Source organism: Flavobacterium sp. ST-158 (genome assembly GCF_058309975.1).
Genome location: NZ_JBZEEN010000001.1, coordinates 1,045,516 through 1,061,588 on the forward strand (window position 1 = coordinate 1,045,516; position 16,073 = coordinate 1,061,588).

Consider the following 16,073-nt stretch of genomic DNA (forward strand, 5'->3'; position numbering starts at 1 on the left):
GCTGATGTTTTTAAAAACTTTACGACATTTGCAGAAAATTAAATATTTTGTCACAAACAATCTCTATAACAGCCCTAGCATCCATTTCTCCATTAGGAAATGACTCCAAAACCATTTGGAAAAATTATCTTTCTGATGCGCCTTTTTTTTCAAAAAGGCATTTGGATAATCAGGAAACTTGGGTAGCTCCTTTGGATGCTTTTTCGGAACAAATGGTAGCTGAATTGCAAGAATCTGATATCAAATACAAATCCTTGGATAAATCGGTTTTGTATGCTATGGTGGCTTCCCGACAAGCAGTTGCTGATGCAGGATGGAATTCGGATTCCCTTTTTGGAATTAATATTGGTTCTTCACGTGGTGCGACGGAATTGTTTGAAAAACATTACAAAGAATATTTAGATAACGGAAAATGCCAAACATTGGCTTCGCCAACAACAACATTAGGAAATATTTCTTCCTGGGTAGGACACGATTTGCAATGTACAGGACCTGAAATCTCCCATTCTATTACCTGTTCGACGGCCTTACATGCGCTTTTAAATGGGGTTGCCTGGTTGCGTGCTGGTATGGTCGATAAATTTCTGATAGGTGGAAGTGAGGCGCCTTTAACTGATTTTACGATTGCTCAAATGCGAGCTTTGAAAATCTATTCTCATAGTGAAGATGAATACCCAAATCAAGCATTAAATTTAGAAAAAAAATTGAATTCGATGATTTTGGGTGAAGGTGCTGCAGTTTGTTGTCTCGAAATAGGGAAAAAGGAAAGTGCTTTGGCCTTTATTGAAGGAATAGGTTATGCTACGGAGATTTTAGAACATAATATTTCCATTTCGGCAGAAGCCACTTGTTTCCAAAAGTCAATGAAAATGGCTTTGGTTAATACTAATTTAGAAGATGTTGATGCCATTGTGATGCATGCTCCGGGAACAAAAGCAGGTGATTTGACCGAGTATAAAGCCATTCAGAAAATCTTTGGAGAAAATCTCCCTTTGTTAACTACAAACAAGTGGAAAATCGGACATACTTTCGGTGCTTCGGGAATGTTGAGTGTGGAGTTGGCTATTCTAATGATGCAACACAATCAATTCATTGGAGTCCCATTTGCGAAAGCGCAACAACAAATTAAACCCATTAAAAAAGTATTGGTAAATGCAGTAGGTTTTGGTGGAAATGCAGTGAGCGTATTGTTGAGTGTTTAACCGCTAAGCTCACAAAGAAGGCACTAAGTCCACAGTTTTTTTACAGACTCAAGGATTATTTGTGGTGTTTCTTAACGTAAATATTCTCAAGCCTTATGGTTAAAAAAAGTTTCTTTTAAAATTTTTAGGACTACTGAATACTGATCAATGATTGCTGTTTTCCAAATCTCGAACTTTTTCATAAACTAGGTTGCTCTCAAATCCTCGTCGGAGCATATAATCACAAAACTTCTTTCTTTTTTTTAGCGAATTGGTTTCGCGAATGGATTCCCAATTTCTGTTTGCTAAAGTTTCAAAAGTTTCAAAATATTCTTCTGGGCTAATTTCTTTTAAAGCGATATTGATTAAGGTTTGATTGATATTCCTGAATTTTAATTCATTGGTAATTCTGATTTTTCCCCAATGTTTGATGCGGTGTTTTCCTCTGGCAAAACTACAGGCAAAGCGTTCTTCGTTTAGAAAATTTTCACTGATAAGATGGGTTATAATCTGGTCAATTTCTTCCGAATCCATTTTCATGTTTCGCAATTTTTGTACTACTTCTTCGTGGCAACGGTCTTGGTAGGCACAATAATGCTCTAGTTTTTGGATTACTTGTTTTATAGTATAAATGTCTTTCATTTCAAAATCAAAAATACCATTTTAAAATTGTTTTTTTCTAATGCATTAACTTTTTTAGCTTGTTTTTTATAAATAGTGAACAAATAATTCTGTTCTTTGGTTTTTATTGTAATGTTTTGTTTTAGAATGTGTTAAAATCACTAAATCTGGGTATTGTGAGAATAATTTTGCATTTGTATTTTTAAATGATTTTTTTAGAAAACACAGAATTGTTTCATTTTATACATCGAATTTTATGAGGCTATTTTTACTTCAACTCGTTATATTTTTGTTATTTACTCCAAATGGAAATGCTAAATGCATTAGTAATACAAAATTAGATTTAGACCCCATTATTACAACTCAACCTTTGAGTCAGTTAGAATGCGAAGGAAATTCGGTTCGTTTTAAAGTAATTGCTTCCGGTTCGGGATTAACGTATAGCTGGCAGCGTAAAAAACCCACAGATGCTGATTTTGTAACTATTACGGATGAACTCAATACCATAGAAGGAACTTCAACGAATGAAATTAAAGTTTCAAATGTGGGCAGTGCTAAGTTTCCAAATGGGACTCAGTTTCAGGTTGTGGTTTCTGATGTGAGTTCTAGTGTGACTTCTAATATAGCTACGCTTACTGTAAATGAAATAACCAATGTTAGCGGAGCGACCAATGTTACTCAGTGTTTTGGTACTAATTATTCATACAGCGTTACAACTTCTTATCCTGCTAATGTAGTTTCTTATCGATGGAAAAAATCCGTTGAATCTGGGGTTTGGAATGAAATTAGTGATGGAGGAGTTTATTCAGGAGCCACAACGGCAACATTAAATATTACAGGAGGAACACCGGCTGAAAGTGGTGAATACCGTGTTTACATTACTTTTACATCTTCGGGTGCTGATTGCAATGTAACCAGTACCAGCAGAAATCGTAAAATTACTTTTTTACCCTTATTAACTAGTCCGGAAACAACAATTATACAGCCTGGTTGTATTGTAAGTACTGGAACTATTAGTGTAAAAGTTCAAAGTATTACTGATTCCTATAGTTTTGATAATGGTTTGATTTTTCAGTCCGAAAATAAAAAATCAGGTTTAGAAGCGGGTTTTTATAATGTAATTATAAAAAATAGTGCAGGATGTGTTTCTCCTACTGTTATTTGCGAGCTTATTGATGCAGGACCTGCCTCTGAGTGGGATGGGGCTAATTGGTTAAATGGTGATCCGGATAGTAGTAGAGCTGCTGTTTTTGCATCAGATTTTAATTCGGTAGCTGATATTGAAGCTTGTTCCTGTCGGCTAATAAATAATGCAGAGGTGCACATCAATAGCGAGCATACTTTAAAAGTTGATCATTCCGTTAGTGTTTTGAGTGGCGCTTTAGTATTCGAAAATAATGCCTCATTATTACAGATTAATGATACGGAAGCTAATTCGGGAAATATTAAATACAAACGCTATACCGCTCCAGTAAGACGCTATGATTTTACCTATTGGTCTTCGCCGGTTGCAGGACAAATAATGAATGATTTGTCACCCAATACACTTTATGATAAATATTATAGTTATGATAATGGTTGGAAAATTTCATATCAAGGGCTGACAACTATGGAAGCCGGAAAAGGATATAGTATTAGGGCGCCACAAACTTTTAGTATTACTGATGCTGAAATTGATTATGATTGCGCTTTTGAAGGAATTCCTAATAATGGAACAGTTACATTGATATTGCCTGCTAATCAGGCTTGTTTATTGGGAAATCCTTATCCATCGGCGATTGATGCAAATGCTTTTTTAGATACTAATACAGCTGTGTTAGAAGGGACATTGTATTTTTGGACACATAATACGCCTCCAAAAAATACTATTTCGGGTGATGAGATTTATAATTATACTTCAGATGATTATGCAACTTATAATAGGACAGGCGGAGTGAGTACTAGTATTTCTGCAGTTTCCGGAGAATCTGCTCCATTGGGTAAAATTGCAGCTGGTCAGGGCTTTTTTGCACCGGCAAGTGCTACTGGAGGTTCTTTGATTTTTAATAACACTATGCGAGTTTCTGGTGGACTTTCTGAGATGAATAATTCACAGTTTTTTAAAAAGAATCCTAGCTCAAAGGGAAATTCAACAGCTGCGGCAGAGAAAAATCGGATTTGGTTAAATTTAACCAATATGCAGGGGGCTTTTAAACAGACTTTGATAGGGTATCTTGTAGGGGCAACAAATGATTTTGATAATGGGTTTGATGGAAAAACTTTTGATGGAAATCAGTTTGTTGATTTTTACAGCATAAATAAAGGAATGAATTTAGTTATACAAGGAAGGTCTTTGCCTTTTGTAGAGCAGGATAGCGTGATTTTAGGTTACAAGTCGGCTATAAAGGGAGATTTTCAAATTAGCATCGATCATACAGATGGGATGCTAGATAATCAGCAAGTTTTTCTTGAAGATAAAGTCCTGTGTTTACAGCACGATTTGAAAAAAGAACCTTATACATTTACTACTGAAAAAGGGACTTTTGAGGATCGGTTTGTGTTGTATTATGTCCCTAAAAATGAGTTTGGTGAAAAGATAATAAAAACATTAACCGACAAAGCTGTTTTAGTTTCGGTATTTGATCATAAAATAAAATTGAGTTCTTCGAAAGTATTTATTTCTAAAGTTAGTTTGTATGATGTTTCAAAAAAACTACTCTATCAAAAAGCTGATATAGCGGCCAATAATTTTATCATCCAACATTTGGCGTTGGCGCATCAGGTCTTGTTTGTAAATGTGGTTTTGGCAAATAAAAAAAGCTTTGTAACAAAGATTGTTTACTAAGGCAATCTGTTTTTTAAATTTATCTTCCCAATTGCAAAAGTAATCGGGATTTTTTTGTTTCAAAATCACCGATGAACGGCAGTTTTTTAAGATTAAAAACACCTTTAAAAGTAACGTTTTTTAAAGGTGTTTTTTCTTTGAATGCTCTATGTATAAAGGAGTTGTGGGTAGAAAATGCACTTCAACGAAAAAACAGGTACATCAACGTTTTTAGTTTTACAGGAAATAAAATAGGTTTAATCTTGTTTCATAATTAAGGATTTAAGAATTAAAGGCTTGCCCGCCCCAAATCAGAAAAATATGAAACTGAATTTTACTTTAAATAGATTTTTTTTAACCCTTTTTGTAGTTTTATTTTTTGCAATTACTGCATTTTCTCAAACAACGGGAGATTATCGCTCTGCAGGAACTGGAAACTGGACAACTCTTTCAAGTTGGCAATATTACAATGGGACTTCTTGGGTAACTCCATCAGGAACTTCACCGCAAGGATATCCAGGACAGTATACTGGTACTGGTGCCGTTTTAATTCAGGCTGGTCACACAATTACTATAGGTAATAGCGGTATTACAACTCAAACTATGAGTTCACTTACTGTTAGTGGTACTTTATATTTAGATGGGACTAATGCTTCTGGGGGTATTAATTATAATATCAACGTAGGGACACTTACTGTGACAGCAGGCTTGAGTCCTGTTGCTAATATTTATTTTGATCAAAAAGTTAACTTCAAATTACCTGCTAATACACCTATTTCAGTGAGCGATGATGGTCTTAAAGGGGATTGTAGTCATAATCAGGAAATTTATATAGGTTCAACAGTAATTGCTTATTGCTCAGGTGGGGGAACTACTTTTTCAGACATAATGAATAATGGCGGTTATTATGTTTTAAATGTGACCCCTGAATCTGATTCTTCTTGTGGAACTAATACATTTTCTTTTACAGCAACTGCTTTTCCAACTTCGGGTTCGACTATTAAATGGTATACTACTTCGACAGGCGGGACAGCTTTTAGAACTAGTACTTCAGGCACAGATACTTATACTCCAACTTTAAGTACTACATCTACTTATTATGTTGAGCTTAGCTATAGCGGAAATACATTGCCAAGAAAAACTGTAATCGCAACGGTTACCAATACAGCGGCTCCTACAGGGACAGCTTCACAGTCATTTTGTTCAGGAGCTACTATTGCAAACTTGTCTGTTATAGGGTCAGATGTAAAATGGTACGCTGCTTCAAGCGGTGGTTCTGCTTTAGCATCAACTACAGTTTTGACTAATGGAACTCATTATTATGCGTCTCAAACGGTATCTGGATGTGAGAGTTCTTCAAGATTAGATGTGACTGTTTCGGTTTCAGCTACTCCTTCGACACCTGGAACATCAAGTCCTTATGGCGCAACTTGCAGTGGGTTTACAGCTGCTTGGGCATGGACTGCTAATGCAACAAAATATTATTTAGATGTTGCAACAGACAGTGGTTTCACGAGTATTGTTTCTGGGTATAATAATTTAGATGTAAATAATGTTACAAGTTATACAGTATCTGGGCTTAATCCAGCCGCTACTTATTATTACAGAGTAAGATCTTATTCTGGGTGTGGGACTAGTGCAAGTTCAGGCACAATGAGTATAACTACTTCAACAGTTTCTGTTCCTGGTACAGCTAGCCCATATAGTCCAACTTGTAATGGTTTTACGGCACAATGGGGGTACTCATCTAATGCTACTAATTATATATTAGATGTAGCAACAGATTCAGGTTTTACTAATATAGTTTCTGGTTATAATAATTTGAGTGTTGGTAATGTTTTGAGTTATGTAATAACAGGGCTCAATCCTGCTACAACTTATTATTACAGAGTGAGAGCGTCAGGTTGTAGTACAAGTGCGAGTTCAGGCACAATGAGTATAACTACTTCAACAGTTTCTGTTCCTGGTACAGCTAGTCCATATAGTCCAACTTGTAATGGTTTTACGGCACAATGGGGATATTCATCTAATGCTACTAATTATATATTAGATGTAGCAACAGATTCAGGTTTTACTAACATAGTTTCTGGTTATAATAATTTGAGTGTTGGTAATGTTTTGAGTTATGTAATAACAGGGCTCAATCCTGCTACAACTTATTATTACAGAGTGAGAGCGTCAGGTTGTAGTACAAGTGTTAGTTCTGGTACAATGAATTACACAACTTCTCCAGTGCCGTCTTCCGCGCCAGTAGTAATAGGAACTTCAAATTCTAATTGTTCAAATGGTTTACAACTAGATTGGAATCAGGTTGCTAATGCTACAGGATATTATTTAGATATTTCTACAAATAATAGTTTTTCAAGTTTTGTTTCGGGTTATAATGGATATAATGTAGGTTATCAAACAAGCAGTTTTTATGCAAGTGGACTTTCTTCAGGGATAACTTATTATTACAGAATTAGAGCTTACAATAGTTGTGGTACAACTGCAAGTTCTAATGTGGTTTCATTTGTTATTGGATCTGTTGGAGGGTCAGTAACAGGCAGCACAACAGTTTGTTCAGGTACTAATAGTACTGTTTTAACTTTGTCTGGCCAAACGGGTAATGTTATAAGATGGGAATCTTCGTTAGATAATTTTGCAACAGCTGGGACAATAATTAGTAATACTGGTTTAACATTGATGGCTACTAATTTGAATGCTACAACATCATATAGAGCTGTGGTTCAAAATGGTTCGTGTTCTACTGTAAATTCTACAGTAGCGACAATAAATGTGGCTTCTATTGCTATTCCTACGGCGGGTACACCGACAAATCCAACTTGTAAAGTACCAACAGGAAGTGTGCCATTAAGTGGTTTGCCAGATTCTGGGACAATTATTCAAACAGGAGATCATAATGCTAGTTATGCTATTACAGCTGGAGGAACTAATATAATAACAGATCTTTTACCTGGTAATTACTATTTTGCAGTTGATAATGGAAGTTGTACTTCAGCTACAGTAAGTGTTATTATTGCGACTCCAGAAAATAATACATGGTCATCTGGATCTTGGAGTAATGGAACACCAACTATTAATCAAAGATTAGTTTTTGCTTCAGATTATACAAATGCTAATGATGTTGATTTAGTAGGTTGTTCTTGTCAGGTTACAGGTTCAGTAGCTGTTACCATAAAATCAGGTCGTACTTTAAAAATTGAAAATGGAGTTGATGTTGCAAATACAGCTTCTTTAACTTTTGAAAATGATGCGAGTTTGGTTCAAATTAATGATGATGCTGAAAATACAGGAAATATTAATTATAAACGTCATACTGCTCCGGTAAAACGCTATGATTTTACCTATTGGTCTTCGCCGGTTGCACCGCAAACTTTAAAGGCTTTGTCGCCTAATACTTTAGGAGATAAATATTATAGTTATAACCCAAATACGGGTTGGAAAATTGAGTACAATGGAGCAGCTAATATGGTTGCAGGTAATGGTTATATTATCAGAGCGCCACAAACATTTAGTACTACTGTAGCTTCAATTGATACTAACCCTACGTTTATTGGGGTACCTAATAATGGTGTAATTAATATGTCAATAACAGGAGATAAAGCTTATCTTTTAGGGAATCCTTATCCATCGGCTATTGATGCAGATGCGTTTTTGGATGCAAATTCAACAGTATTAGAGGGAACACTTTACTTCTGGACGCATAATTCGCCGCCAAGTAATGCGGTAGCCGGAGATGCTATTTATAATTATACTACTAATGATTATGCAACTTATAATAGAACAGGTGGAGTAGGGACTCGTGTTTCTACTGCTGAAGCTGCTGCTACAGAAGGAGCTGTTCCAACAGGTAAAATTGCTGCTGGACAAGCCTTCTTTGCACCATCTACAGGAGGAGGAACGTTATTGTTTAATAACAGTATGCGAGTTGAAGGAGGGGTTTCTGGAACTAATAATTCGCAGTTTTTTAAATTGAGTACTACTGCTAAAGAAAGTACTACTGCTACTACAACAAGAGAGAAAAATCGTGTTTGGTTGAATTTAACCAATACTCAGGGTGCTTTTAAGCAGACTTTGATTGGTTACATTACAGGAGCAACCAATAATTATGATAATGGTTTTGATGGAGAATCTTATGATGGTAATGCATATATTGATTTTTATAGTATCAATAATGATGTAAATTTAACGATACAAGCGCGAGCATTACCTTTTGTAAAAAAAGACAGTGTTACTTTAGGATATAAATCAACTATTAAAGGAGAATTTCAAATTAGTATTGACCATACAGATGGAGCCTTAGCTACTCAGAATATCTTTTTAGAAGATAAAGATTTACAAGTTTTACACGATCTTAAAAAAGAACCTTATACTTTTAGTACTGAAAAAGGAGTGTTCAATAATCGTTTTGTGTTACGTTATGTAGATAAAAATGCAGTAGAAGAAGTGATTGAGCCAGAAACACCGGAAGTATTTGTTGATAATGAGGTTTTGGTTTCTGTTTTAAATGGTGCAATTACTATAAATGCTCAAACAGCATTATTAGATAAGATTAATATCTATGATGCTTCAGGAAAATTAATATATCTAAAAGATAAAATAGAGGCTAATGTTTATGTTGTTCCTCAATTGACTTCAAGTCATCAAGTATTGGTCGTTACTATTTTGCTTTCTGATGGAACTGAACTAAGTAGAAAAATAGTTTATTAGTTTAAAAATTGATTTATAAACAATCCCGATTGCTTTTTGAGTAATCGGGATTTTTTTTAGTTTTTAAAGTCTTGGGAGTTAGCTGTTTTACTGATTTAGGTTTAGTTTATTGTTAAATTATGTTTTTTGTCGGTAAAAACGTTCGTTTAAACGTTTTTTTTAATAATTTTACGTAAGATTTTTAGACCCCCTAAAAAATTGTGTTTACCTGATACATTTGGTATCGGGCGGACGATATAATTTTTTAATGTAGGGCTATGAATAAAAATTACTTTACTTGTCTTGTATCGGTAAAATCGCTAAAAACCAGCTGTTTTTTATTGGTAATTTGTTTTTTATTTTCAAATTCTTCTTATAGTCAAACTACAAACACTTTAACAAGTTCCGGTACGCTTGAAATTCCTGCCGGTGTCACCAGTTTGTCCGTTCAGGCCTGGGGTGCCGGCGGTGGAGGTGGTGGTTCTAATAAATTATTAGAACTTCTTAGTCTTGGAGCAGCAGGCGGTGGCGGCGGTGGCGGAGCTTATAAGAAAAATGATAATCTTTATATAGCACCAGACAAAAATAATGCTAAAATTGATTATACTGTTGGCCAAGGCGGAGCTGGAGGGGGAGATACTAATATTGACGGTTCAGTAGGAGGGACCTCTATTTTTTCAACTGTTAGTGCTAATGGAGGACAAGGTGGGCAAGGAGGGACTCTATTGGTTAGAGCAGGTTCTGGTGGTTTAGGCGGTTTAGGCGGTGATTTTAATGGAGGAAATGGTGCTAGTGCTTTTGTTGTAGCGGCTAGTGTTATACCTCTTCAAGTAGAAACTAATATTAGTGGCGGTGGTGGTGGGGGAGCTGATTCAGGTCCAAGTGGTACAGGTGGAAATGGAAATGGTAGTTTAGCATCTCAAGCTGGAGGTTCTGGTGGAACTGGATCTGAAACAGGTGGAGCCGGAGGTTCTGGTCATTCTCAAACTTTAACCCAGGCATTATTGTCTCCAGATAGACCTGGTGCTGCTGGTAGTATGCCAGGAGGGGGTGGAGGTGGAGCTGTTGGAGTAGGTATTGTAAATGGTCTTTTAGATATATTAGCTCCGGGTAATCAAAAAGCTAGTAATGGTGGAAATGGTGGAGATGGATTAATAAAAGTAACTTATACTTGTCCTACCTATAGTATTTCGAACCTTACTGCTGATACCGATTGCGAACAAAGCTCTACTATTACATTGCATTCTACCCCTGAAGGATTACCAATAGGGACTTATGCGGTAACTTATACCATTGATGGAGGGGTTGTGCCTCCACCTCCAGCTACGATGGTTGTTGAAACAGCTGGAACAGGAGCTATTGAAGTTCAGGATTTACGTACTGTAGGTGTAACTACAGTTACTATAACCCACCTTAGCTCTGTTGATTGTTCTACAGCAGTGAATGCTTCAATTGTTTTTGACCGCCCTACTGTTCCTGTTCAAGGAACAATAACACATCCTACATGTGCGGAGCCAACAGGAAGTGTGGAACTGAGTGATTTGCCTAGCGGTTCTTGGACTATTAGTCCCGGGGGATATACCGGGACAGGCTCTACAGCTACCATTTCAGGATTAGCTCCAGGAACACAGAATTTTGTTGTTTCTAATGGAGATTGTAGTTCTCAAACAGTTTCTGTTCCTTTTACGGTTGTTATTAATGATCCACCTCCTACGAGAACCTGGAATGGTGCATGGGATGTGGTTCCTACTATTGAAAACAAAGTTGTTTTTGAAACAAGTTATGATGAGAATGATAATGTTGAAGCCTGTTCCTGTCAAGTAAATTCAGGGGCTCATGTGATTTTTAAAACGGGACGATATTTAAAAATAAGAAACGAATTGGAAGTTGATTCAAATGGTTCATTGACTTTTGAAAATAATGCCAGTTTGGTTCAAATAAACGATGAAAGTGTAAACTCAGGAGATATTATATATAAACGGTACACCAATTATGTGAAACGATATGATTATACGTATTGGTCTTCACCAGTAGTGGGGCAAACTTTAAAAAATTTATCTCCAAATACTTTAGGAGATAAATATTATAGTTATGATCCCAGTTTGGGATGGGTAATTCATTACAATGGAAATAAAGAAATGATACCTGGAGAAGGCTATATAATTAGAGCGCCACAAACTTTTAGTACTACCACAGCTGCGATTGATTATAGTCCTCAGTTTGAAGGAGAACCTAATAATGGAGAAGTTTCTAAGGAATTACCGGGAGCATCAGTTTGTCTTTTGGGGAATCCTTATCCATCGGCTTTAAGTGCAGATGCATTTTTAAATGAAAATGATAGCAAATTAGAAGGAACATTGTATTTCTGGGCGCATAATTCGCCTCCTAGTATCAATGTTGACGGAGATGCTATTTATAATTATACTACTAATGATTATGCAACTTATAATCTTACAGGAGGTGTAGCAACTCATGCTGCTGCTGTTGAAGATGAGGATGAGAATGATCCAAATGACAATAATAATTTTGATATTCCTACTGGAAATATTGCTGCGGCTCAAGGTTTTTTTGCGCCAACAAGTGACGAAGGAGGAACTATAGTTTTCAATAATAGTATGCGACTTTTGGATGGAGAAGTAATGGATGATGCTGGTGATTATGGTGAGGTAAGAGATAATTCGCAGTTTTTTAAATTAGGAAAATCGGATAAATCAACTGTGAAAATCGAGAAGAATAGATTGTGGTTAAATTTGACAAATGCACAAGGGGCTTTTAAACAAACTTTAATTGGTTATATTACTGGTGCAACTAATGATTACGAAGGGCGTTTTGATGGTATAAGTTATGATGGCAATCAATATATAGATTTTTATAGTGTCAATCAGGATTTAAATTTAACAATTCAAGGCCGTGCTTTGCCTTTTCAGCAAAATGATACTGTAGCTTTGGGGTATAAATCAACTATAGCGGGTGATTTTAAAATTAGCATTGATCATGCTGATGGTAGTTTAGCTTCGCAAAAAGTCTTCTTAGAAGATAAAGTTTTGCAGGTTTATCACGATTTAAAAGAACCATATTTATTTACTACCGAAAAAGGAATTTTCAATGATCGTTTTGTTTTGCATTACCATGATAAATCTGTTGTTGTTGAGGATGTTGATGATGCATCGGATGTGTCAGTAGAAACGGTATTAGTTTCTACAAATAACAAAGTAATAACTATTAATACAGCCAACAGTATAATTGATAGTGTTTTAATTTATAATTTTTCAGGTGATTTAATTAAGACTAAACATACTGTTAATGCTGTAACCACAACCATTAGTGATTTGGCTGTTAGTCATGTGCCTTTATTGGTAAAAGTTCAGTTAGAAAACGGTAAAAAAGCAGTAAAAAAGATAATTTATTAATAATATTTTGCTAATAAAAAAATCCATTAGAAATGTATCTAATGGATTTTTTTATGCTATAATTTGTGTTTTTATTTTCCTTTAATTGAAGCTTCCACATTACGTTCAATGGTGTGTCCAGGACGTGACCATTTTGGTTTTTCGCCCAATGGAGCAAATTGAGAATCGGCAGCTTCAACCGTTTTTGGTTGAGAAACCTTTGTAAATGGTTTTTGCGGATTTAAACCTAACATTTCAAACATTTTCATGTCTTCGTTTACGTCTGGATTTGGAGTTGTTAAAAGTTTGTCTCCAGCAAAAATAGAATTGGCACCAGCAAAGAAACACATTGCTTGACCTTCGCGACTCATATTGGTTCTTCCTGCTGAAAGGCGTACCTGAGTTTCTGGCATTACAATACGTGTAGTAGCTACCATACGAATCATTTCCCAGATTTCAACTGGTTTTTCTTCTTCCATTGGAGTTCCTTCAACAGCTACAAGCGCGTTAATAGGAACTGATTCTGGTTGTGGGTTTAACGTAGAAAGAGCAACAAGCATTCCAGCGCGGTCTTCGATACTTTCTCCCATTCCAATAATTCCGCCACTACAAACAGTAACATTGGTTTTACGAACATTTTCGATAGTTTCTAAACGATCTTCAAAGCCTCTGGTAGAGATAACTTCTTTATAATATTCTTCAGATGTATCAAGGTTGTGGTTGTAGGCATAAAGTCCAGCTTCGGCTAAACGTTGTGCTTGGTTTTCAGTAATCATACCAAGTGTACAACAAACTTCCATGTCTAGTTTGTTAATAGTACGAACCATTTCCAGTACTTGGTCAAATTCTGGTCCGTCTTTTACATTTCTCCAAGCTGCTCCCATACACACACGTGAAGAACCGGATTCTTTAGCGCGTAAGGCTTGTGCTTTTACTTGGTTAACCGACATTAAATCATTTCCTTCAACACCAGTATGATAGCGTGCTGCTTGTGGACAGTATCCACAATCTTCTGGACATCCACCTGTTTTTATAGATAATAAAGTAGAGACTTGAACCACATTTGGGTCATGATGCTCTCTATGAATAGAAGCTGCTTCAAAAAGCAAATCCATCATAGGTTTGTTATATATAGCTATAATTTCTTCTTTTGTCCAATCGTGTTTTGTAATACTCATTGTATCGTGTTTTTTGATGGCTCAAAAGTAGTCAAATTGTTCAAAATGGCAATACAATAGTCTTAAAAAGGAATGGATTGAATAGAAGAAGAATAGCTTAATCAGTTGAAAATTGATTGTTCCAATATAACATAAGTAAGAGGGTGACAATTACTGAGGAAGCAAGTCCTTCAAACAACAATGAAATGGAATAGGCATCTATAGAAGGATTTCCTCCAAATAGAAAGGTTTCAGATAAGGATTGTACAAATGCATCTCCTCCTTGTAAATAGCTGTAAATAACTAATGCTATAATGCTTAAAACAACACCAACTACCGATGTGAATAAAGCAGAAACAGCATTTGTAACAAACTTTTTTTTACCTTCCTTAAGGTTCATTTGGATAGTTTTGTTTACTCCGTAAAAAACAAAAAGCACATTGAGAAAACGCAAATAAAATAAAGCAGCCAGATCTAATGCTTCCATTAATAAAAAGTAAATGCCAATTGCAATGAATATGATAAATCCATTGGTAATTTCTTTAGGTGGTTTCATTTTGGTTGTATTGAAATTAATAATTAATTCTTAAATAATAATTCAATTTTGTGAGTAAGTTTGGTTCCAATTGATTAATCGGTTGGATATTTCTTTTTCCAAAAGAGCATAAGTGAGAAAGTTACAATAACAGCAGAAACGATTCCTTCAAAAAGCAAAGAAATGTTATAAGTCATCACAGAAGGGCTTCCTACAAACAATAAAGATTCAGATAGTGTTTTAATGTAGTTATCTCCTCCTTTAGAATAAATATAAGCTACCAAGCCCATAATACTCAAAATTACACCAGTTAATGAAGTTACTAATGCTGAAATGGCATTATCGGCCAAATTAGTTTTGCCTTCTATGAAATTAGTTTTTAAGGTTCTATTGACACCATAATAAATGAAAACGATGTTGAATAATCTTAAGAAAAAAACATTAGAAAGATGTAGGGCTTCCATTAACAAAAAATAAAGAGCTATACCTATAAAAATAATAACTCCATTGAATAATTCTTTTGACAGTTTCATACGCTTAATTTTTTAAGGTTAAAAAATAATGGTTTGATAAACAGAGAATTGTCTATCAAATTTACGTAAAATATAGGAGTTATTTTAAAAAACGCTGAGGTTTTTTGTTATATTCTAAAGAGAATCAATATAAGAAAGGCTTTGAGTTTTGTCTTTTTCAATTTGTGCTTTCAACAATGTAATAGAATCAAATTTTTCTTCTCCACGAATGCGTTTTAGTATCGAAACCGTTATTTTTTGGTCATACAAATCGCCATCAAAATTTAGATAATGAACTTCAACCGAAAGTTTGTCACCGCCAACAGTTGGATTGTGACCAATGTTCATCATTCCATAAACTTTTTGGTTGTCAATTTGGCTGTAAACAACATAAACACCTTTAAGAGGGATGAGTTTGTAGTCTTCCTCGATGTCGAGGTTAGCAGTAGGAAAACCAATTGTTCTTCCTAATTGTTTGCCTTTTATAACGGTTCCGCTTAGAAAATAATGATAACCTAAATATTTATTAGCCAAATACATGTTTCCATCAAGAATGGCATTTCTAATTTTTGTAGAACTTACAGAAATATCATTGATTTCCTGAGCAGATATTTGTTCGACTTCAAAGTTGTATTTTTCTCCAAATTCAATCAAATTATTAATATCGGCAGTTCTGTTTCTTCCAAATCGGTGATCGTAGCCAATGATTATTTTGTGAATTTTAAATTGTTCAACCAGTACTGTTTTTACAAATTGTTCGGCTGTTAATCTTGAGAAACTTTCGTCAAAAGGATGGATAACAAGATTTTCAATTCCTATTTGTTTTAATAGATTGATTTTTTCCGGAATTGTATTGAGTAATTTTATTTCCGAACGTTCCTGTAAAATCATTCTTGGATGCGGAAAAAAAGTCAGTACCAGACTTTCATATTTTTCATCAAGAGTGTTTTGGATTACTTTTTCAAGTATTTTTTTATGTCCAATATGTACCCCATCAAAGGTGCCTAGAGTAAGGATTGTTTTTTTGGGAGAACTAAAATCTTTTATAGAATGAAAAATCTTCAAAGCAATTATTTTATAGTAGTGCAAATTTATACTATCTAATTTAAATTTAAAGGTATGCTCATTCTATTTTTTGATGGATTTTAGCTGATTCTAACAAAATGACAATTATTATTTAATT

General features: G+C 35.0%; 9 protein-coding genes. 4 read left to right on the forward strand and 5 right to left on the reverse strand.

Annotated features, from left to right (window positions below; translation table 11 throughout):
- The first annotated feature begins 47 nt into the window (after positions 1 to 47).
- On the forward strand, positions 48 to 1,202 hold the full coding sequence (locus AC4FRF_RS04395) for a beta-ketoacyl synthase N-terminal-like domain-containing protein (protein ID WP_491158249.1): 1,155 nt from the start codon (positions 48 to 50) through the stop codon (positions 1,200 to 1,202).
- A 144-nt stretch (positions 1,203 to 1,346) separates the two neighbouring features.
- Here AC4FRF_RS04395 and AC4FRF_RS04400 read toward each other — a convergent pair whose 3' ends face one another.
- On the reverse strand, positions 1,347 to 1,823 hold the full coding sequence (locus AC4FRF_RS04400) for a regulatory protein RecX (protein WP_491158250.1): 477 nt from the start codon (positions 1,821 to 1,823) through the stop codon (positions 1,347 to 1,349).
- A gap of 235 nt (positions 1,824 to 2,058) precedes the next feature.
- On the opposite strand from AC4FRF_RS04400, the gene AC4FRF_RS04405 reads away from it, so the two are divergent.
- The 3 genes from AC4FRF_RS04405 (at position 2,059) to AC4FRF_RS04415 (ending at position 12,707) form a co-directional block, all read left to right on the forward strand.
- Entirely contained in the window at positions 2,059 to 4,626 is a 2,568-nt protein-coding gene (locus tag AC4FRF_RS04405; protein WP_491158251.1) for a DUF8693 domain-containing protein, read from the forward strand.
- 300 nt (positions 4,627 to 4,926) lie between these two features.
- On the forward strand, positions 4,927 to 9,318 hold the full coding sequence (locus tag AC4FRF_RS04410; RefSeq protein ID WP_491158252.1) for a DUF8693 domain-containing protein: 4,392 nt from the start codon (positions 4,927 to 4,929) through the stop codon (positions 9,316 to 9,318).
- A 257-nt stretch (positions 9,319 to 9,575) separates the two neighbouring features.
- Entirely contained in the window at positions 9,576 to 12,707 is a 3,132-nt protein-coding gene (locus tag AC4FRF_RS04415; RefSeq protein ID WP_491158253.1) for a DUF8693 domain-containing protein, read from the forward strand.
- Between the two features lie 71 nt (positions 12,708 to 12,778).
- Here the strand turns inward: AC4FRF_RS04415 and bioB are convergent, their stop codons facing one another.
- From bioB to AC4FRF_RS04435, 4 genes are all read right to left on the reverse strand, one after another.
- Positions 12,779 to 13,864 carry a biotin synthase BioB gene (bioB, locus tag AC4FRF_RS04420; RefSeq protein WP_071184166.1) on the reverse strand — a complete coding sequence of 362 codons (1,086 nt, stop codon included), beginning with the start codon at positions 13,862 to 13,864 and terminating at the stop codon, positions 12,779 to 12,781.
- 97 nt (positions 13,865 to 13,961) lie between these two features.
- On the reverse strand, positions 13,962 to 14,399 hold the full coding sequence (locus AC4FRF_RS04425; protein WP_491158254.1) for a hypothetical protein: 438 nt from the start codon (positions 14,397 to 14,399) through the stop codon (positions 13,962 to 13,964).
- A gap of 74 nt (positions 14,400 to 14,473) precedes the next feature.
- On the reverse strand, positions 14,474 to 14,911 hold the full coding sequence (locus AC4FRF_RS04430; protein ID WP_491158255.1) for a hypothetical protein: 438 nt from the start codon (positions 14,909 to 14,911) through the stop codon (positions 14,474 to 14,476).
- A gap of 114 nt (positions 14,912 to 15,025) precedes the next feature.
- Positions 15,026 to 15,955: a bifunctional riboflavin kinase/FAD synthetase gene (locus AC4FRF_RS04435; RefSeq protein ID WP_491158256.1), complete on the reverse strand. Its 930-nt coding sequence runs from the start codon at positions 15,953 to 15,955 to the stop codon at positions 15,026 to 15,028.
- Positions 15,956 to 16,073: the final 118 nt, after the last annotated feature.

Coding starts and splice junctions, on each gene's coding strand:
- AC4FRF_RS04400 (WP_491158250.1), bottom strand. CDS start 1,823: ATGAAAGACATTTATACTATAAAACAAGTAATCCAAAAACTAGAGCAT.
- AC4FRF_RS04405 (WP_491158251.1), top strand. CDS start 2,059: ATGAGGCTATTTTTACTTCAACTCGTTATATTTTTGTTATTTACTCCA.
- AC4FRF_RS04410 (WP_491158252.1), top strand. CDS start 4,927: ATGAAACTGAATTTTACTTTAAATAGATTTTTTTTAACCCTTTTTGTA.
- AC4FRF_RS04415 (WP_491158253.1), top strand. CDS start 9,576: ATGAATAAAAATTACTTTACTTGTCTTGTATCGGTAAAATCGCTAAAA.
- bioB (WP_071184166.1), bottom strand. CDS start 13,864: ATGAGTATTACAAAACACGATTGGACAAAAGAAGAAATTATAGCTATA.
- AC4FRF_RS04425 (WP_491158254.1), bottom strand. CDS start 14,399: ATGAAACCACCTAAAGAAATTACCAATGGATTTATCATATTCATTGCA.
- AC4FRF_RS04430 (WP_491158255.1), bottom strand. CDS start 14,911: ATGAAACTGTCAAAAGAATTATTCAATGGAGTTATTATTTTTATAGGT.